16 protein-coding genes are annotated in these 20,635 nt (G+C 51.4%); 15 read left to right on the forward strand and 1 reads right to left on the reverse strand.

The genetic code is table 11. The annotated features are described in order from the left end of the window. The first annotated feature begins 1 nt into the window (after window position 1). The 5 genes from LY85_RS01120 to rlmH all read left to right on the forward strand — a co-directional run bounded on the left by LY85_RS01120 (window position 2) and on the right by rlmH (window position 5,235). Window positions 2-460: an S-ribosylhomocysteine lyase gene (locus LY85_RS01120; RefSeq protein WP_141825150.1), complete on the forward strand. Its 459-nt coding sequence runs from the start codon at window positions 2-4 to the stop codon at window positions 458-460. Window positions 461-651: 191 nt separating this feature from the next. Further along, complete coding sequence (locus tag LY85_RS19645) at window positions 652-2,304, forward strand: M23 family metallopeptidase (RefSeq protein WP_038324471.1); 1,653 nt, start codon at window positions 652-654, stop codon at window positions 2,302-2,304. 298 nt (window positions 2,305-2,602) lie between these two features. Then, complete coding sequence (locus LY85_RS01130) at window positions 2,603-3,886, forward strand: UDP-N-acetylglucosamine 1-carboxyvinyltransferase (protein ID WP_141825151.1); 1,284 nt, start codon at window positions 2,603-2,605, stop codon at window positions 3,884-3,886. Window positions 3,887-3,952: 66 nt separating this feature from the next. Beyond that, the gene (locus tag LY85_RS01135) at window positions 3,953-4,747 is read left to right on the forward strand and encodes an MBL fold metallo-hydrolase (RefSeq protein ID WP_038324013.1); all 795 of its coding nucleotides are present in this window, start codon (window positions 3,953-3,955) and stop codon (window positions 4,745-4,747) included. An 8-nt stretch (window positions 4,748-4,755) separates the two neighbouring features. Beyond that, window positions 4,756-5,235 (forward strand): 23S rRNA (pseudouridine(1915)-N(3))-methyltransferase RlmH, encoded by a 480-nt coding sequence (gene rlmH / locus LY85_RS01140; RefSeq protein WP_141825152.1) that lies wholly within the window; start codon window positions 4,756-4,758, stop codon window positions 5,233-5,235. An 87-nt stretch (window positions 5,236-5,322) separates the two neighbouring features. Here rlmH and gdhA read toward each other — a convergent pair whose 3' ends face one another. Then, entirely contained in the window at window positions 5,323-6,654 is a 1,332-nt protein-coding gene (gene gdhA, locus LY85_RS01145) for an NADP-specific glutamate dehydrogenase (protein ID WP_141825153.1), read from the reverse strand. Between the two features lie 346 nt (window positions 6,655-7,000). On the opposite strand from gdhA, the gene glnA reads away from it, so the two are divergent. From glnA to LY85_RS01195, 10 genes are all read left to right on the forward strand, one after another. Then, complete coding sequence (glnA, locus tag LY85_RS01150; RefSeq protein ID WP_038324018.1) at window positions 7,001-8,332, forward strand: type I glutamate--ammonia ligase; 1,332 nt, start codon at window positions 7,001-7,003, stop codon at window positions 8,330-8,332. A gap of 46 nt (window positions 8,333-8,378) precedes the next feature. Further along, window positions 8,379-8,921, forward strand: coding sequence for an ANTAR domain-containing protein (locus LY85_RS01155; protein ID WP_038324019.1), 543 nt, complete (start codon window positions 8,379-8,381; stop codon window positions 8,919-8,921). A gap of 13 nt (window positions 8,922-8,934) precedes the next feature. After that, a complete protein-coding gene (dapF, locus tag LY85_RS01160; protein WP_141825154.1) occupies window positions 8,935-9,768 on the forward strand; it encodes a diaminopimelate epimerase in 834 nt (277 codons plus the stop codon). A gap of 45 nt (window positions 9,769-9,813) precedes the next feature. Then, window positions 9,814-11,034 (forward strand): LL-diaminopimelate aminotransferase, encoded by a 1,221-nt coding sequence (locus LY85_RS01165; protein ID WP_141825155.1) that lies wholly within the window; start codon window positions 9,814-9,816, stop codon window positions 11,032-11,034. 94 nt (window positions 11,035-11,128) lie between these two features. Then, window positions 11,129-12,205, forward strand: coding sequence for a carbamoyl phosphate synthase small subunit (locus LY85_RS01170; RefSeq protein ID WP_141825156.1), 1,077 nt, complete (start codon window positions 11,129-11,131; stop codon window positions 12,203-12,205). Then, on the forward strand, window positions 12,202-15,417 hold the full coding sequence (gene carB / locus LY85_RS01175) for a carbamoyl-phosphate synthase large subunit (protein WP_141825157.1): 3,216 nt from the start codon (window positions 12,202-12,204) through the stop codon (window positions 15,415-15,417). Before LY85_RS01170 ends, carB begins: the two co-directional genes overlap by 4 nt. Window positions 15,418-15,497: 80 nt before the next feature. Continuing rightward, on the forward strand, window positions 15,498-16,202 hold the full coding sequence (purC, locus tag LY85_RS01180) for a phosphoribosylaminoimidazolesuccinocarboxamide synthase (protein ID WP_141827914.1): 705 nt from the start codon (window positions 15,498-15,500) through the stop codon (window positions 16,200-16,202). Then, on the forward strand, window positions 16,202-17,671 hold the full coding sequence (gene purF, locus LY85_RS01185; protein ID WP_185741066.1) for an amidophosphoribosyltransferase: 1,470 nt from the start codon (window positions 16,202-16,204) through the stop codon (window positions 17,669-17,671). Before purC ends, purF begins: the two co-directional genes overlap by 1 nt. A 24-nt stretch (window positions 17,672-17,695) precedes the next feature. Further along, window positions 17,696-19,126 (forward strand): adenylosuccinate lyase, encoded by a 1,431-nt coding sequence (gene purB, locus LY85_RS01190; RefSeq protein WP_141825158.1) that lies wholly within the window; start codon window positions 17,696-17,698, stop codon window positions 19,124-19,126. A 157-nt stretch (window positions 19,127-19,283) separates the two neighbouring features. Further along, window positions 19,284-20,561, forward strand: a complete 1,278-nt coding sequence (locus tag LY85_RS01195) for an adenylosuccinate synthase (RefSeq protein WP_141825159.1) — start codon at window positions 19,284-19,286, stop codon at window positions 20,559-20,561. Window positions 20,562-20,635: the final 74 nt, after the last annotated feature.

Here is a 20,635-nt window from a genome sequence, read left to right on the forward strand (position 1 = left end):
AATGGAAAGAATCGCAAGTTTTTGTGTTGACCATACCAGGCTGATGCCCGGTATTTACACTTCCCGTATCGACGGGGATATCGTAACCTATGATATCAGGATGAGAAGGCCGAATATTCCGCCCTTTCTCCCGAATGCCGCCATGCATACCGTTGAGCATCTGTTTGCGACCTTTGTACGCAACAGCAGGCATAAGGACCATATTATTTATTTTGGCCCAATGGGCTGCCGGACCGGTTTCTATTTTTTGACCAGAAATCTGAGCCACGCGGACGCTATTCAACTGATGATAGAGGCCTTTGACTTTATCGCTGATTTTGAAGGGGCTATCCCGGGAGCCGCGGCGGCGGAGTGTGGAAATTATCTGGAACACGATCTTGACGGCGCGAAAAAAGAGGCAAAAGCATTCCTTCCGGTGATTATGGGGTGGACTGAGGAGAAGCTCCGTTATTTAGGCTGAATTTTAAATGCCAAATTGTTGCATATTTGTTAATTTGATTCCAACGGGTTGCAAAATAGGCAAATTTGTTATATGATTAAAAACGTATTACAAACTTGTAACAATTTATTAACCCGAAAGGATTTTGTTTCATGCAGCTCTCGAAGCTAAAGAAAACAAAAAGCGCATACAGAGATTCCGGTTATCAGTTATTGAATAAAACAGCGGATGATTTATATATTGTAGGTATCCAGACGGTCAGAATCCTGAAAAGAGTTGGACGCAGGCTTTCCCGGTTTTTCAGACCGTTTACGAATTTATGCAGATCGATCTACGCCGCCACAGTCGGCAAACGGATTTCCCGCCTGAAAGAAGAGTTTCAGTCCATCCGGGAGGGGTTTTCTATTGCCCGCGACAGGATTGCACAGGCAAGAAAACTGGGCTACGGACGTGTTTTTAAAGAGTATCTTACCGTTACGGGAAAAAGTTTTGTTCGTCACAGGGGCTTTGTGTTTTCTATTTTGAACATTGTGGTTCCCATAGGAGCGATTTTTCTTTTGGGGGCTACCGTGCATTTCTGGAACGGACTGAATTACGGCTTGGTTCTTGCCTATGACGGGAAGGAAGTCGCTACTATTCAGAATGAAAAGACCTTTGAAGAGGCGAGCGAAATGGTGAGCCAGCGCATGGTTCACGACACGGCTGACAGTGATATCAATATCAACGTCACCCCCACGTTTCGGCTTGAAGTAGTGGATGCAAACAGCTTTTTGGAGGTTAATTCGGTCTGCGACAAGATTATCCAGCAGTCAAACGGAATCATTGAGGAAGCAAGCGGCCTTTATGTAAACGGCGAGTTGCTCGGCGCGGTGAAAAGCAGCGCGGATCTGCGCTATATGCTGCAGAATGTTTTGAACAAGGCAAAGGGCGGGGACACGAGCGCTTCGGTGGACTTTGCGCAGGATGTGGAGACCATCAACGGGCTGTTTCCGACCACAACCATTATGGCTACCGAGTCAATGGATAAACTGATCAACGGTACTTCCCAGTCGGCGGTAACCTATACCGTAAAAGAAGGGGATACGGTTACTTCCATTGCCAAGGCAAACCATACGACCATTTCCGAGCTGAACAAAATCAACAGCAATCAGCTGGGGGACAATCTGATGCCGGGGGATTTGATCAACCTGCAGGTTGCAGTCCCGACATTGAATGTCCAGTTGACCAAAAATTTGACGTATGAAGTTCCTCTTTCGTATAAAACAGTAACGATTAAGGATGATTCCCAGTATACCGATTATTCCAAAGTGAAGACCGATGGCGTAAACGGAACGCAGAAATGCGTTGACAAGGTGTATTATGTAAACGGCGTCGAACAAAAGCGCGACGTCATCAGCAGAACCGTTGTGGTACCGTCCACCGATAAGGTGGTAATCACGGGAACCAAGAAGCGGCCGAAGTACAGCGGTGCCGGCGTCAGCAGCGGAAACCTGATGTGGCCGGTTCCGTCCCTTCACACCATTACCACTTATTTCACATGGCGCTGGGGCAGCTTCCATACCGGGATCGATATCTCCGGCGGCAGCGCTTACGGGAAAACGATTGTTGCGGCCGACGGCGGTACCGTTGTATCGGCGGGCTGGAGCAGCGGCTACGGCTACTGTGTAAAAATCAGCCACGGCGGCGGGCTGCAGACGCTTTACGGCCATGCAAGCAAAATTCTGGTTTCGGCGGGCCAGAGGGTCTCCAAAGGGCAGGCGATTGCCCTTGTCGGAAGCACCGGAAACTCCACGGGTCCGCACTGTCATTTTGAAGTGATTAAAAATGGCACTAAGGTGAATCCGCTGAGTTATGTCAGCAGGTAATATTTTGGCAAAACACGAAAAGCATTCTGTTTCCCAGAACGGGAAACAGAACGCTTTTTAGTGATATTTACAAAAACGGACTATTTGTTTTGTTGGTTATTGACTTTTCCATCATTGTGTATTATTATCATTAACAGTGCAATGAAATAAATAATTGGCTATTTCTTCCTTCTTTTTTCGTATATTTTAGTTGATTACTTTCAAAATATTTACAACAATATATTCATTGAAAACGCTTAATATTTTGCGTAAAAATGTAATAATAGTATTGTTTAACTTTAGATTGGAGCGTGCCGCATTGGACAAGTACGTTATTAAGGGTGGCAATCGCCTGACCGGTGAAGTCACCATCAGCGGTGCAAAGAACGCCGCGATCGCAATTATACCGGCAGCGATTTTGGCAGATGGTGTGTGCTGTATTGAAAATATTCCGAATATTACAGACGTTTCTTCCATTACAAGGATCCTGTATGATATGGGAGCTAAGATTCGCAATATCGACAAATCGACGATTGAAATTGATCCAAGACCGATTCATACCCACGTGGCGTCCTACGAACTGGCGCGCCATATACGTGGGTCTTATTACCTTTTAGGCGCTTTGCTTGGCCGCTTTAACCACGCGGTGGTTACCATGCCGGGCGGATGCGACTTTGGGGTCCGCCCGATTGACCAGCACCTGAAGGGCTTTGCGGCCCTCGGCGCAGCCTATAAGCTGGAGGGCGGCATGGTGGACGTCTATACGCAGGCTTTAACAGGAGCCAATATTTATCTTGATGTTGTGTCTGTCGGCGCAACCGTAAATATTATGTTGGCTGCTGTAAAGGCAAAAGGAATGACAGTCATTGAAAATGCTGCAAAGGAACCCCATATTGTCGACCTTGCCAACTTTTTGAATTCCATGGGAGCGGATATCAGGGGCGCCGGCACCGATGTGATCAAAATATACGGTGTGGCCCACCTGGCCGGAACGACTTATTCGATTATTCCCGACCAGATTGAAGCGGGGACCTATATGGTTGCCGCGGCGGCGACCGGCGGAGATGTCCTTGTTAAAAACGTAATTCCCAAGCATCTGGAATCCATATCCGCAAAGCTGGAGGAAATGGGTGTTCAGGTGGAGGAATTCGACGACGCGGTCCGTGTCAGCCGCACGGGAAAACTGAACAAATGCAATATCAAGACAATGCCCCATCCGGGCTTCCCGACGGATATGCAGCCGCAGATCGCGGTGCTTCTTTCCATGGCAAACGGGACGAGTATCATTAATGAGAGTGTCTGGGACAATCGTTTCCGTTACGTGGAGGAGCTCAGAAGAATGGGAGCGCAGATTTCCGTTGACGGCAAGCTTGCTGTTGTGGAAGGCGTGGATCATTTGAATGCCGCTCCTGTAAAGGCAACCGACTTGCGTGCCGGTGCGGCGATGATGATTGCGGCGCTTGCGGCGTCGGGCACCACTCAGATTGAGGACATCAACCATATTGAGCGCGGATATGAAAATGTAGAGCAGAAGCTTTTGAATTTAGGGGCGGATATTCAGCGGATTCATGTTCCTGAGCCGGCAGTGGCGCAGGCAATCTGAATATTTTGAACGATTTGAAAGGGATTGACATCGGTCTTTCCCTTTTCTTTATTTGGGAGGTCATTCATGGCGAGAATATGTCCGCTTTTCAGCGGAAGCAGCGGAAACAGTTATTACATAGGTTCTTCCTGCGAGGGGATTCTGATCGACGCGGGAAGAACGGCAAAGCAGCTCAACAATATGCTGGAAACCTGCGGGATAGGTATTGAGTCGGTGAAAGCGATTTTTGTTACGCATGAACATATCGACCATATCCGGGGCCTGCGCGTGCTGGCCTCCCGGAAGCACATTCCGGTTTACACCTCTTCCGGTACTTTAGATGCGCTGGAGAGGATGGGGTGCGCCAACGGGACTTTCCAGGCTGATGTGATCGGTGAAAAGGGAATGGAGTGCGCCGGTATGTTTATTAAGCCCTTCCGCACCTCCCACGACTGTGCGGAAAGCGTCGGATACCGTGTGCAGACCCACGACGGGCGAAGCGTCGGCTTTTCCACCGATCTCGGCTTTTTGTCCGACACGGTGCGCGATCAGCTGACCGGCGCGGATCTGGTGGTGCTGGAATCAAACCATGACGTCGGAATGCTGAAAAACGGGCCATATCCGTACCCGCTGAAGCGGAGGATTTTGTCCGACACGGGCCACCTTTCCAATCAGGCTTGTGCGGATGAGCTTACGAATCTGGCGCAAAAAGGAACCACGCGGTTTATTCTGGCGCACTTGAGCGCTGAAAACAACACGCCGGAGCTTGCGTTTCAAACGGCTCTGTGTTCTCTTTCCGTGGCCGGGCTGAAAGAGGGAGTCGACTTCCAGCTTTCCGTTGCGCCGAGAGAAAACAACACGGGAAAAGGAATTATTTTTTAGGTGGAATTATGCTTACGGTTCATCTTATCTGTGTCGGAAAACTGAAGGAAGCCTATTGGAAGGACGCCTGCGCGGAGTACGAAAAAAGGCTGCGCGCATTCTGCAGCTTTACCATCCTCGAGCTGCCTGAGTGCAGGCTGCCGGATAATCCGTCGGACGCTCAGATCAGGGCCGCCCTGAAAACAGAGGGGGACGCTATTCTTTCCGCCGCGGGAAATTCCGCCTTGTTAGCGCTTTGCATTGAGGGGAAAGCGCTTTCCTCCGAGCAGCTTTCCGATAAAATCAATACGCTGGCCGTAAACGGAACCAGCACAGTCAGCTTTGTCATCGGAAGCTCGTTTGGGCTCAGTGAGGCAGTAAAGCAAAAGGCCGATTTCCGCCTTTCCATGTCGCCGATGACTTTTCCTCATCAGCTAGCCCGTGTGATGCTCTGTGAGCAGATATACCGCGCCTTTCAGATCATCCATCACGGCAAATACCATAAATAATCGCCTTTAAATGGTATGAGCACATAAAAACCGCCGTCCGGAATATTTCCGGGCGGCAGTAATTGGTTGTTATGTTCTGTATCCTGCTTAAACGGTGCCCTGCGCGAGCATGGCGTCCGCTACCTTGACGAAGCCCGCAATATTGGCGCCCGTTACATAATTCTTCGGGCAGCCATATCTTTCCGCGGCGTCGGAGGCGTTCGTGAAAATGTTTTCCATAATGCTTTTCAGTTTTATGTCGACTTCCTCAAAGCTCCAGGAAAGACGCATGCTGTTCTGGCTCATTTCCAGCGCGGAGGTTGCGACGCCGCCTGCGTTGGATGCCTTGCCGGGGGCAAACAGAACGCCGTTCGCCTGGAAGTATTCCGTAGCTTCAATGCTGGTCGGCATATTGGCGCCTTCCGCCACGGCGAATACGCCGTTTTTCACGAGTTCTTTCGCGTCGTCGAGAAGCAGTTCGTTCTGGGTGGCGCAGGGAAGCGCAATGTCGCATGGAGTGCTCCAAACGCCTTTGCCTTCATGGTATACGGAATTCGGGCGATACGCCTGATACTCGGACAGGCGTCCGCGCTTGATTTCCTTGATTTCCTTGATCGCCTTGAGGTCGATTCCTTCGGCGTCGTAGATCCAGCCGGTGGAATCGCTCATGGTCACGACCTTTCCGCCGAGCTCCTGCGCCTTCTGGCAGGCATAAATGGCGACGTTGCCCGAACCGGAAATATCGATAATTTTTCCTTCGATGGATTTGCCGTTTTTACGGAGCATTGCGTCGGTAAAGTAAAGCAGACCGAAACCGGTCGCTTCCGTGCGGACGAGGGAGCCGCCGAAGGTCAGTCCCTTGCCAGTCAGTATCCCGGAGTATTCATTTCTGAGGCGCTTGTACTGGCCGAACAGGTAGCCGATTTCGCGGCCGCCTACGCCGATATCGCCGGCGGGAACGTCTGTGTCCGGTCCGATGTGGCGGCAGAGCTCCGTCATAAAGCTCTGGCAGAAGGCCATGACTTCGCGGTCGGACTTGCCTTTCGGGTCAAAGTCGGAACCGCCTTTGCCTCCGCCGATCGGCAGACCGGTCAGGGAATTCTTAAAAATCTGTTCGAATCCAAGAAATTTCAGGATACCGATGTTTACGGAAGGATGAAAGCGAAGGCCGCCCTTGTACGGTCCGATTGCATTGTTAAACTGAACGCGGTAGCCGCGGTTTACCCGTACGTTGCCTGCGTCGTCCACCCAGGCTACGCGGAATTTCACCTGTCTGTCCGGCTCGGTCAGCCTTTCCAGAATACCGGCTTTCTGGTACTGGGGATTTTGCTCAATAACCGGAGCCAGGGACGTTAAAACTTCGGTTACCGCCTGAATGAATTCGGGCTGGCTGGGATTTTGCTGGATTACGTTTGCGAGTTGCTCTTTAACATAAGACATGGGTATATCCTCCTATATAAAATTGAGAACGGTATTATTCGACTTAATAATACTTCTCAATTCAACAGTTTAGCACAGCAAAAGCCCGGATACAATCATTTACAATTAAAATTTATAAAAAAATACTTGCTTTTTGCAGGACAAACGTATCAATTCTGCAAAAAGACGGAAAATAAAGGGGAGCGATTGAAAATTTGTGCATTAAAATGAAATGTCCCTTTCAATTCGAAAAAGATTGACACTGCATACAGAATATAATAGAATATACTTATTATTGAAATGATGTAGACAAGGAGGTTCTGTAAAGGAGCACCCTTGTTATTTTTATTTTCAGGGAGGTATCGATTTGAGTAAATATACAAAAGACGACATTATCAGGATGATTGATGAAAATAATGTGCGGTTTATCCGCATGCAGTTTACGGACATTTTGGGTGCCTTGAAAAATGTGGCCATTACGACCAGCCAGATCGAAAAGGCGCTTGACAATCAGTGCATGTTCGACGGCTCGTCCATTGAAGGGTTCGTCAGGATCGAGGAGTCCGACATGTACCTCAGACCGGATCTGGATTCTTTTACCATCCTTCCGTGGCACACGCAGCACGGCCGTGTCGCCCGGCTGATCTGCGATATCTACAAGCCGAACGGAGAGCCGTTTGAGGGCGACCCCCGCTATGTCCTGAAAAGGACGCTGAAGGAAGCGGCGGAGATGGGTTACACGTTCAACGTGGGCCCCGAATGCGAATTTTTCCTGTTCAACACGGACGAATTCGGGCATCCTACAACCGTTACACACGATACCGCCGGCTATTTTGATCTGGGGCCGTCCGACCTGGGCGAAAGCGCGCGCCGCGATATCTGCCTGAATCTTGAAGAGATGGGGTTTGAAATCGAAGCGTCGCACCATGAGGTTGCCTTTGCACAGCATGAGATCGATTTTAAATACAGCGAGGCGCTTTCCGCGGCGGATAATATTCTGACCTTTAAGATGGTCGTGAAGTCCTGTGCGGATTCCCACGGGCTTTGCGCTACCTTTATGCCCAAGCCGGTTTACGGTCGCTGCGGTTCCGGGATGCACACCAACATGTCCCTGTTCAAAGACGGAAAGAATGCCTTTTACGATCCGGACAGCGAGACCGGGTTAAGCCATATTGCATATAATTTTATTGCGGGTATTTTAAAGCATATCAAAGGGATGTGCGCCATTACCAACCCGCTGGTCAATTCCTACAAGAGACTGGTTCCGGGTTTTGAGGCGCCCTGCAATATCGCCTGGACTTTAAGCAACCGCAGCGCGCTGATCCGTGTGCCCGCTTCCAGAGGGGAAGGCACGCGGGTGGAACTGCGCAACCCCGATCCCGCCTGCAATCCTTATCTGGAGTTTGCGGTGCTGCTCGCGGCGGGACTGGACGGAATCAAAAATGACCTGACGCCGCCCGACGCGGTTGCCGCGAACATTTATGATTTTGATATCGGGGAAAGAGCGGCTGCGGGAATCGAGGCTTTGCCGACGGATCTCAACAACGCTGTTTTAGAAATGAAGGCGGATCCCTTTATCGAAAAGACACTGGGTGACCATGTGTTTAACAAATACACCGAGGCGAAGGAAAGAGAGTGGTACGACTTTTCCACTACGGTTACGGAGTGGGAGCTGGACCAGTATCTGAATAAATTCTGATTAGGCTGCCAAAAACACCACATTCCTTTCTACGGAGTTGTTAAAGATGAGCAGTATTCTTGTAGCGAATTCAAATGCGGATTACGCTAAAAAAATAGCGGCCGTACTCCGTACCGGCGGTTTGAATGTCAGTGGTGTGTGTACAACCGGCTCGCAGGTAATCGATTTTGCGAACAGGCATTATCATGGAGGCGTGGTGGTCTGCAGCGTAAAGCTGATGGATATGCCGGCGCTGAACCTGCCGAGGTCGGTCGGTTCCAATTACGATTTCCTGTTTATCGTAAAGTCCCAGCAGATGGATATTTCCGAATCGCTTTCCTGCGCCAGCTTAATCATGCCGATCAATCGGATGGACCTGATTTCTTCCGTGAATATGCTGCTGAATATTTCCGATTACAGCAGCCTAACCATTAAAAAGAAGATCGCCAATGGGAACTATGATGAAAAACAGGTGATTGAACAGGCGAAAAATATTCTGATGGAACGCAATAATTTTACCGAACCGCAGGCACACCGGTTTATTCAAAAGAAAAGTATGGATTCAGGTAAAAAAATGATAGAAACCGCAATGATTATTCTGAATTTATAGGAGGTGGATTTTGTTGAAATTTACAAAGATGCAGGGCATCGGCAATGACTATATCTATATCAATTGTTTTGAGGAAAAAGTCCAAAATCCATCCGAGCTTTCCATAAAGCTCAGTGAAAGACATTTCGGCGTCGGTTCGGACGGAATTATCTTAATAGAGCCGTCCGACAAAGCCGACTGCCGTATGGATATTTATAACGCGGACGGGTCGCAGGCAATGATGTGCGGCAACGGGATCCGCTGTGTGGGCAAATACGTGTACGAACGCGGAATTGTAAAAAAGGACGTTCTGAAGGTCGACACCATGAGCGGCGTAAAAACGCTTTATCTGGATGTCGAAAATGGGATAGTCGTTTCCGTTACCGTGAACATGGGCAGGCCGGATTTTCAGACCGAAAAGATTCCGGTGACATACCCGAAGGACCGGATGATCGACGAGCCCGTTGTGTTCGGCGCAACGGAATACAGGGTGACCTGCGTTTCCATAGGAAATCCGCACTGTGTGCTGTTTGTCGACGATGTAACCAAGGTGGAGATTGAAAAAATCGGTCCGATGCTGGAGTGCGACAAAATTTTTCCGCACAGGGCAAACATTGAGTTTGTTCAGGTGCTGAGTCCGGAAGAAGTGAATATGCGCGTGTGGGAACGCGGCTCCGGGGAAACCTGGGCGTGCGGGACCGGAGCGTGCGCCGTGGCGGTCGCCTGTGCGGCGAACCGGAAAACAGGCCGCAGTGTAACCGTCCATCTCAGGGGCGGCGACTTGCATATCAAATGGGAAGAAAAGACGGATGAGGTATTGATGCGCGGTCCGGCGGAATTCGTCTTTGACGGGACGATAGAGATTTAGCTGCTGCTGTCTGCCGGAAATCATGAATGAAGGGAATGTAGTATTTTGTTAAGAGCAAACGAAAACTTTGTAAAGCTGCCCGCGAGCTACCTTTTTGTGGATATCGCGAAAAAGGTGAACGAATTTTCCGGGCAGCACCCGGAAACGGAGATTATCCGCCTTGGAATCGGGGATGTTACCCGCCCGCTGCCGAAAGCGGTGGTAAAGGCCATGCAGGCCGCCGCGGAAGAGATGGGCAAAGCGGAAACCTTTCGCGGCTACGGTCCGGAAGCCGGTTATGAATTTCTTCGTACCGCAATCGCGGAAAACGATTTTATAAAGCGCGGGGTGCAGATTGACATCGATGAGATTTTTGTCAGCGACGGCGCGAAAAGCGATACCGGCAGCATCGGGGATATCTTCGGCGCGGATAACGTGGTTGCGGTGTGCGACCCGGTTTACCCGGTTTACGTCGACACCAATGTGATGGCCGGAAGAGCCGGAGAGTACAGCGAGGGCAAGGGGTGGAGCAAGATCGTCTACATGCCCTGCCGGAAGGAAAACGGATTTCTGCCGGAGCTGCCCAAAGAGCGCGCCGATATGATCTATCTTTGTTTCCCCAACAATCCCTCCGGTGTCGGAATCAGCCGCGAAGAGCTGAAAAAGTGGGTGGATTACGCGCTTGCGAATCAATCCGTTATCCTCTACGATGCCGCGTACGAAGCATTTATTACGGAAGAGGACATGCCGCACAGCATTTATGAGATACAGGGCGCGAAAAAATGCGCGATCGAGTTCAGAAGCTTTTCAAAGACCGCCGGTTTTACCGGAACGCGCTGCGCGTACACCGTTCTTCCAAAGGAACTGGTGTTCGGCGGAGTCTCTCTGAACAAGCTGTGGGACCGGCGCCAGTCTACAAAGATGAACGGTGTTTCCTATGTCGTCCAGCGCGGCGCAGAGGCGGTTTTCTCCGAGGAAGGCCGGCGGGAGGTCAGGGAAAACATCGCTTACTATCTCAATAATGCCAAAATCATTGTGGACGGCCTAAAAAAGGCAGGGTTTGAAGTTTACGGCGGCGTGAACTCGCCCTATGTCTGGCTGAAAACGCCCGACGGACTTACTTCCTGGGAGTTTTTCGATCTTCTGCTTGAAAAAACCGGCGTGGTCGGTACTCCGGGTTCCGGCTTCGGCGTGGGCGGCGAAGGCTATTTCCGCCTGACTTCCTTTAACACGAAGGAAAATACGGAAAAAGCGTTGGAAAGAATCATCCGCTCCTTCAAAGCGTAACGGTCAAATCGTCCATTCCATTTAGGACTAGAAACCGATTTGCTGTCTGAACAATTGCGATTGATGTTGAATAATAAGAATGGTTGGTGATTAAATGAAAGCATTGCTGATGCTTGAAAATGGAATGACCTTTGAGGGAGTGGGTTTTGGCGATGAACATGACGTCCTCTGCGAGGTTGTGTTCAACAGCGCCATGTGCGGCTACACGGAGCTGCTGACCGACCCGTCCTATGCGGGGCAGGGGGTTGTCATGACCTATCCTCTCATTGGAAATTACGGCATCTGCTATGATGATACGGAATCTACAAAGCCGTGGCTGCGGGCCTTTATTGTACGGTCCGTTTCCGGCGCGGCCAGTAATTTCCGCTGTGACGTGGATTTGAACACCTTTTTAAAACAGAACCATGTTCCCGGCATTCAGGGCGTGGATACGCGCACTATTACGAAGGTGCTGCGTGAGAGCGGCACCATGCGCGGCATGATTGCTTACGGAGATCAGATTGATCCCGCGGCAATGAAAAAACAGATCGACGCCTTTGTGCTGGAATCCTGCGTCCCTCTTGTCAGCAGCGGGGAACAGAAGGTGTACGGCGACGGACCCGTTAAGATCGCTCTGGCGGATTATGGTGTGAAGAGCAACATTATCCGTTCGCTTGTGAGGCGCGGCTGTACCGTAAAATGTTTCCCATACGATGCCTCTTTTGAGGATATGATGTCTTTTTCACCGGACGGCATCATGCTCTCCAACGGCCCCGGCGACCCGAAGGAGTGCACAAAGGCTATTTCCGAACTGAAGAAGGTGTATGCCCACGGCGTCCCAACCTTTGCGATTTGCCTGGGACATCAGCTGATGGCGCTTTCTCAGGGATTTGATACTTATAAATTGAAATATGGCCATAGAGGAATTAATCACCCGGTCAAGGATTTAAGTACCAACAGGGTGTATATTACTTCCCAGAACCACGGATTTGTGGTCAATGGTGACACAATCAATCCTTCAGTAGCCGACGTCCGCTTTATCAGCATGAATGACGGCAGTATTGAGGGATTGAACTATAAAAATGGAAAAGTGTTTTCTGTGCAGTACCATCCGGAAGCTTCTCCGGGCCCGCTTGACACAGGCTTTCTTTTCGATCAATTTCTCAAGCTGATAGGAGGAGGCCAGATATGAAGAGAACAGATATCAAAAAGGTAATCATCATCGGCTCCGGCCCGATCATTATCGGTCAGGCCGCGGAGTTCGACTACGCCGGAACGCAGGCCTGCCGGGCACTCCGCGAAGAGGGCATAGAGGTCATCCTGATTAACTCAAACCCGGCGACGATCATGACGGACAAGCAGATCGCCGATAAGGTTTATATTGAGCCTCTGACCGTTGAAACTATCAAAAAAGTAATTCTCAAAGAAAATCCGGACAGTATCCTTCCGACCTTGGGCGGCCAGAACGCGCTGAACCTTGCGGTGGAGCTGGAGGAGTCCGGTTTCTTAAAGGAAAACAACGTGGAAATGATCGGCACAAACGCCGACACCATCCGGATGGCGGAGGACAGGGAGCTGTTTAAGGAAGCTATGGAGCGCATCCAGCAGCCCTGCGCGCAGAGCGCCGTTGCGGAAAATATTGAGGACTGCGTCAAAATCGCGAGGAAAATCGGTTATCCCGTTGTTGTACGCCCCGCGTACACACTGGGCGGAAGCGGCGGCGGCATTGCGGCCGACGAAGAGCAGCTGCTCTCGATCGCAACACTCGGCCTGCACCGCAGCCGCGTGAACCAGGTGCTGATCGAACGGTGTATTTCCGGCTGGAAGGAAATCGAGTACGAAGTCATGCGCGACCGCAACGGCAACTGCATCACGGTCTGCAACATGGAAAACTTCGATCCTGTTGGCGTTCATACCGGCGACTCCATTGTCGTCGCTCCCTGCCAGACGCTTGCGGATAAGGAAACGCAGATGCTCCGTTCCGCCGCGCTTGCCATCATCCGGGAACTGAAGGTGGAAGGCGGCTGCAACGTTCAGTTCGCTCTGAATCCGAAAAGCTTTGAGTACTGCGTGATCGAAGTAAATCCCCGCGTAAGCCGTTCTTCCGCGCTTGCCTCCAAGGCGACGGGCTACCCGATCGCGAAGGTGGCTTCCAAAATCGCGCTGGGCTATACGCTGGACGAAATTCAGAACGCCATCACAAAAAAGACCTTTGCGTGCTTTGAGCCGACACTGGACTACTGCGTGGTGAAAATTCCGAGATGGCCGTTTGATAAATTTGTTTACGCCAAGCGCAGCCTGGGTACCCAGATGAAAGCGACCGGCGAAGTCATGGGGATTGCCCCGACCTTTGAAGCGGCTTTGATGAAATCCATCCGCTCGCTGGAGCAGAATGTTTTCAGCCTGCTTGACCCCAATGTCCGCAGCCTTACGAACAGCGAGCTGGAGCAGCAGCTTTATGTCGTCGACGACCGGCGGCTCTGGGTGGTTTCCGAAGCGCTTAGGCGCGGCGTGGCCCCGGAAAAGATTCACGATATTACGAAAATCGATCTCTGGTTCCTTGACAAGCTGCTTTCGATCATCGAGGTCGAAAAAGCTTTTGCCACACGGCCGATTGATAAGGCCCTGCTTCTGAAAGCAAAGGATTTTGGATTTCTTGACAAAACCCTGTCGCAATTAAGCGGCAAGACCGTAGAAGAAATCCGGGCAATGGAAGACGAGTGGGACATTCATCCCATTTATAAAATGGTCGACACCTGCGCGGCCGAGTTCGACGCGGAAACGCCGTACTATTACTCCAGCTACGGAATCCAGAATGAATCCCTGCCGCAGAGCGACCGAAAGAAAATCCTTGTCATCGGTTCCGGCCCCATCCGCATCGGGCAGGGGATTGAGTTCGATTTCTGTTCCGTACACAGTGTCTGGGCGCTGAGGGACCTTGGTTATGAAACCATCATCGTCAACAACAATCCGGAAACCGTCAGCACGGACTTTGACATTGCGGACAAGCTGTACTTTGAGCCCCTGACGGAAGAGGATGTGCGCCATATTGTCGATCTGGAAAAACCGGACGGCGCTGTCGTGCAGTTCGGCGGTCAAACCGCCATCAAGCTGGCCGGGGCCATTGAAAAAATGGGGATTCCGATTCTCGGGACCTCGTTCGACAGCATCGATGAGGCGGAGGACCGCGAGCGGTTCGACAAAATCCTGTTTGAATGCCAGATTCCGCGTGCCGATGGCCGTATGGTCTTTACCTGTGAGGAAGCCATCCGGGCGGCAAACGAGCTGGGTTACCCGGTGCTTATCCGACCGTCCTATGTGCTCGGCGGACAGGGGATGCATATCGCGTATGCCGACGAGGACATCGTCGAACAGATCGGCATCATCAACCGGATTGCGCAGGAGCATCCGATTCTGGTGGATAAATACATTATGGGCACCGAGGTGGAGGTCGACGCCGTCTGTGACGGAATCGACTCGGTCATTCCGGGTGTCATGCAGCATATTGAGCGAGCCGGTATCCATTCCGGAGACAGTATTTCCGTTTACCCCGCCATCGGCGTACCGAAGGATATGCAGGAGCTGATTGTGGAGTATACCCGCCGGCTCGCAAAGGCGCTGAAGGTCAAGGGACTGCTGAATATTCAGTTTATCGTCAAGGATCAGGAAGTGTATGTCATCGAGGCAAACCCGCGTTCCTCCAGGACCGTGCCCTATATCAGCAAGGTAACGGGTATCCCGATCGTACCGCTGGCTGTCGGCACCTTCTTTGGCAAGACCCTGCCGGACATGGGCTATCACTACGGACTGCAGAAGGAAAAAGACCTGATCGCCATCAAAATGCCGGTTTTCTCCTTTGAAAAGCTTTACGGGGCCGACGTCAACCTCGGCCCGGAAATGAAATCCACCGGCGAGGTGCTGGGAATCGCGCGTACCTTTGACGAGGCGCTAATCAAGTCGTTTTACGGCGCCGGCGTACACATGATTAAAAACGGCAGGGTGATTTTTACCCTGAAGGACAGCGATAAGGAAGAGGCTCTGCCCATTGCCAGAGGGCTTTACGACCTTGGATGGACGATCTACGCTACGGCGGGAACCTCCGATTTTCTGAACGACCACGATATCCCGACCATCCGCACCAATAAGATCGGAACGGGCAGCCCGGATATCCTCGACCATATTACCTCGGGCAAAATCGATCTGGTCATCAACACTCCGTCCCGCGGGGTGGTGCATAACAGGGACGGCTATAAAATACGCAGAAATGCGGTGGAATCCGGCATTCCCTGCCTGACTTCGCTGGATACGGCCAACGCGTTCCTGACCTGTGCCCAGCACGTGGAAACCACTCAGCTTTCGGTGATTGATATCACGAAGGTTTCCAAGTTCCTGAACTTTATCTGACAGCTCCATTCAAAGAAATGGAGAAGAAATTCCGCGTATTCAAATCATGGATATAAATGAGTTATAGGAGGAAAATAATGATGAAAAAATGTGAGCTTCTCTATGAGGGCAAGGCAAAAAAGGTTTACGCAACGGATGATAAGGACTACTGCATCGTCGATTACAAGGATGATGCAACTGCCTTTAACGGACAGAAAAAGGGGACAATCGTCGGTAAAGGCGTTGTCAACAATAAAATGTCCAATTATTTGTTCCAGCTGCTGGAAAAACACGGCATCAAAACGCATTTCGTCAAAGAACTGAGCGACCGCGAAACGCTTGTAAAGAAGGTCAAAATTGTTCCTCTTGAGGTAATTGTCCGCAACAAAGCGGCCGGCAGCCTTGCAAAAAGGCTCGGTCTGGAGGAAGGCACCCCAATGAAGACCACCGTGCTGGAATTCTGCTATAAGAATGATGAGCTGGGCGACCCGATCGTCAACGAATACCACATTCTTGCCGCTGAATTTGCGACGAAGGAAGAAGTTGACCAGATCAGCGCCATGTCGCTGAAGATCAACGAAATCCTGAAAGAATTTTTCCTCTCCGTCAACATAGAACTGATCGACTTCAAGCTGGAATTCGGCCGCTGCGCCGACGGGATTATCCTTGCGGATGAAATTTCCCCGGATACCTGCCGCTTCTGGGATGTCAGCACCCACGAAAAACTTGACAAGGACCGCTTCCGCAGAGATTTGGGCGGAGTGGAAGAGGCTTACGCCGAGGTAATGAAGCGCATCGGCTTATAATGGATAGGGATGGTGAGTATTTGAACAGCTCTGTGATGGATTACGATCTTTCCAAACCGCACGAAGAATGCGGCGTTTTCGGAATTTATTCCGACGGCGGGACGGCACCCGCCTACGCCGCCTACAACGGGCTTCTCGCTTTGCAGCACAGGGGGCAGGAAAGCTGTGGAATTGCCGTCTGCGACCGCGGGGTTATTTCCTACTCGAAGGACATGGGCCTTGTCACCGAGGCGTTCAACGATAAAATTCTGGACGACCTTGTCGGCCAGATGGCGGTCGGCCATGTCCGCTATTCCACTGCGGGCGGCAGCGTGCGCGAAAACGCCCAGCCTCTTGTCATGCGGTATATCAAGGGAACCCTCGCGATTGCCCACAACGGGAATCTGACGAACGCCTACGAGCTTCGCCATGAGCTGGAACACAGGGGATGTATTTTCCAGACGACGATCGATACCGAAGTCATCGCCTATATCATTGCACGGGAGCGTGTGGATGCTCCTTCGATTGAAGAAGCAGTCCGCCGTGCGCTTCCGAAAATCCAGGGCTCGTATTCCCTCGTGGTCATGAGCCCGCAAAAGCTGATTGCCGCGCGCGACCCGCACGGTTTCCGGCCTCTTTGCATTGGCAGGCTTGACAATTCCTATGTTTTTGCGTCCGAAACCTGCGCGCTGGACGCGTGCGGGGCGGAATATGTGCGCGACGTGGAGCCGGGGGAAATCGTTGTTGTGGACAGCAACGGCCTGCGTTCCATCAAGGACCCTGTAAACGTGGAAAAATCGCTCTGTGTCTTCGAGTATATCTATTTTGCGAGAACGGACAGCTACATTGACGGAAAAAGCGTTTATGAAGCGAGAAAGGAAGCCGGACGCCTGCTTGCAAAGCAGAATCCGGTCGAAGCGGATATCGTAATCGGCGTGCCGGAATCCGGAATTGACGCCGCGATCGGTTACAGCGAGGAATCCGGTATCCCCTATCAGAAGGGGATTGTAAAGAACAGCTATATCGGGCGGACGTTTATCAAGCCAAGCCAGTCCGAGCGGGTGCGCAGTGTACGGATCAAGCTGAACGCGCTTTCCTCCTGCGTAAAAGGGAAACGGGTGGTCATGCTGGACGATTCCATTGTACGCGGAACGACCAGCGCGCGCATCGTCACCATGCTTAAAGACGCGGGGGCGACGGAGGTCCATCTCAGGATCAGCTCTCCGCCCTTTTTGTGGCCGTGCTACTACGGAACGGACATTCCGTCCAAGGACGATCTGATCGCCTGCCAGCACAGCATTGAGGAAATCGGGAAGATGAGCTTCGCGGATTCCATCGATTTTCTGCACCTTGACAATCTGCCGAAAATGATGGGCGGGTGCAGCGGCTTCTGCGACGCGTGCTTCTCCGGGAAATATCCCGCGCCCGTGCCGGATTATCTGATTGCAAATAAGAATTACGACTACTGCACGCCGATCAAAAGATTCTAATTTCCTGTTTGGAGGATCATACCATTGAAAAATACTTATGAATCACCGCTTTCGTCACGTTATGCGGACGACGAAATGAAATATTTGTTTTCACCGGATAAAAAATTCAGAACATGGCGCAGGCTGTGGATCGCGCTGGCGCAGGCTGAAAAAGAACTCGGGCTGAACATCACGCAGGAACAGATCGATGAAATGATCTGGTTCCAGGACGACATCAATTACGAGGTCGCCGAAGCGCGCGAAAAGGTGGTACGCCATGACGTAATGTCGCACGTTTATGCTTTTGGACAGCAGTGCCCGAAGGCCATGCCGATTATCCATCTTGGCGCGACGTCCTGTTATGTGGGCGACAACACGGATATTATTATCATGACGGAGGCGCTGCGGCTGGTAAGGAACAAGCTGGTCGGCGTGATCCGCGTGCTTTCCAAATTCGCCGTGCAGTATAAGGACCTGCCCACGCTGGCGTTTACCCATTTCCAGCCGGCACAGCCCACCACGGTGGGCAAGCGGGCCACGCTCTGGATTCAGGACCTGCTGATGGATTTGGAGGATGTGGAGTATCAGCTTTCCAAGGCGAAGCTTCTGGGCTCCAAGGGTACCACCGGCACACAGGCCAGCTTTCTGGAGCTGTTTGACGGCGACCACGAAAAGGTAAAGAAGCTGGACGAACTCATTGCCGAAAAGATGGGGTACACCTCCTGCTTTGCGGTCTCCGGCCAGACGTATTCAAGAAAGCTGGACAGCCAGATGCTTTCCGTTCTGAGCGGAATTGCGCAGAGCGCGGCCAAATTCTCCAATGATATCCGTCTTTTGCAGCATCTGAAGGAGATTGAAGAGCCGTTTGAGAAAAACCAGATCGGTTCCTCTGCGATGGCTTACAAGCGCAACCCGATGCGCAGCGAGCGAATCGCTTCCCTTTCCAGATATGTCATGATCGACAGCCTGAATCCGTACATTACGGAGGCGACGCAGTGGTTTGAGCGTACGCTGGACGATTCCGCGAACAAACGTATCAGTGTTCCGGAGGCGTTCCTTGCTGTGGACGGCATTTTGAACCTGTACGCGAACGTTGCGGACGGACTGGTCGTTTACCCGAAGGTAATCGAGCAGCATCTTTTAAGGGAGCTGCCGTTTATGGCGACGGAAAACATCATGATGGACGCCGTTAAGCGCGGCGCGGACCGCCAGCAGCTTCACGAAAGGATTCGGGTGCATTCCATGGCCGCTTCCAAGGTGGTCAAGGAAGAGGGCGGGGAAAACGATCTGCTTTCCCGTATTGCTGCCGATCCGATCTTCGGCGTGACGCTCGAGGAGCTTTACGCGATCGTCAAGCCGGAAAAGTATGTGGGCAGGGCGCCGCAGCAGACCGAGGAGTTTATTGACGAGGTAGTAGGAAGGGCGATTGCGCCTTATGAGTTTGTTCCCGATGAAAAAGCGGAAATAAATTTATAATTGATACAGAGAAATAGGAATTATTTTTTTATTGTTATTCTGCTTTGCTTTTCAGAATAAGTGTGATATTATAATTGAGTTGTTTCCATACTGCCTAAATTCGGCCGCAGGGCAGTTTTTCAGCAAATTCCGTAGCGGCACGGCGGAGTGAATGCATATGATTAAAGCAATTGTTGGCGCAAACTGGGGAGACGAAGGAAAGGGTAAAATCACCGACGTCGAAGCAGCTCAGTCCGACATTGTCATTCGGTTTCAGGGCGGCAGCAATGCCGGTCACACCATTATAAACAACTACGGCAAATTTGCCCTTCATCAGCTGCCATCCGGTGTTTTTTACAGCCATATCACGAATATCATCGGCAACGGCGTTGCGCTCAGCGTAGAGAATTTCGTCAAGGAATTGAAGGCGCTTCAGGAGCGCGGTGTTCCGAAGCCGAACATCGTTATTTCGGACCGCGCACAGCTGGTCATGCCATACCATATTCAGCTTGATACGTTTGAGGAAGCGCGTCTTTCTTCTCATTCCTTCGGGTCGACAAAGTCGGGAATCGCACCTTTTTATTCCGACAAGTTCGCGAAGATCGGCTTCCAGATCAGCGAGCTTTACGACGACGAGAACTCTTTAAAGGAGAAGATCGACCGGGTCATTACGCTGAAAAATGTGCTGTATGAGCATCTGTATCACCAGCCCAAACTGACGGTGGATGAGATTTACAATCAGCTGATGGAATATAAAAAGCTGTTGGAGCCCTATGTAGCGGATACGTTTTCCATTCTGCACAAAGCGGTTCAGGAAGGAAAAAATATCCTGCTGGAAGGACAGCTCGGCGCTTTGAAGGACCCCGACCACGGGATTTATCCCATGGTTACTTCGTCTTCGACGCTGGCCGGATACGGTACCATCGGAGCGGGCCTTCCTCCTTATGAAATCAGGGAAATTATCGCAGTCGTAAAAGCCTACTCAAGCGCCGTCGGCGCAGGGGAATTTGTCAGCGAAATTTTCGGGGAACAGGCCGATGAGCTTCGCCGCAGGGGCGGCGACGGCGGTGAATTCGGCGCCACGACCGGACGGCCGCGCAGAATGGGCTGGCTGGACCTGGTCGCTTCCCGGTACGGCTGCCAGGTGCAGGGCGCTACCTGCGTTGCACTGACTGTTCTGGATGTACTGGGGTATCTGGATGAAATTCCGGTCTGTGTAGCCTATGAGCTGGACGGCAAACGGATCGATTCTTTCCCGCCGACCGTGCGGCTGAAACACTGCAAACCGATTATTGAGACTTTGCCCGGCTGGAAATGCGATATCCGCGGGATCAGAAATTATGAGGATCTTCCGGAAAATACGCGCCGGTATATTGAATTCGCCGAGAAGGCGATCGGCGTTCCGATTAAGATTGTTTCCAACGGCCCTGCGCGTGAAGATATTATTTACAGATAAGGTTCCCGTAATGGAGTGCCGACATTTCCGGTGGCAGTGTTGGCACTCGTTATTTTCAGATTAAATTCTACCGG

This window comes from Clostridium sp. KNHs216, assembly GCF_006714885.1.
Classification (GTDB): domain Bacteria; phylum Bacillota; class Clostridia; order Oscillospirales; family Acutalibacteraceae; genus Caproiciproducens.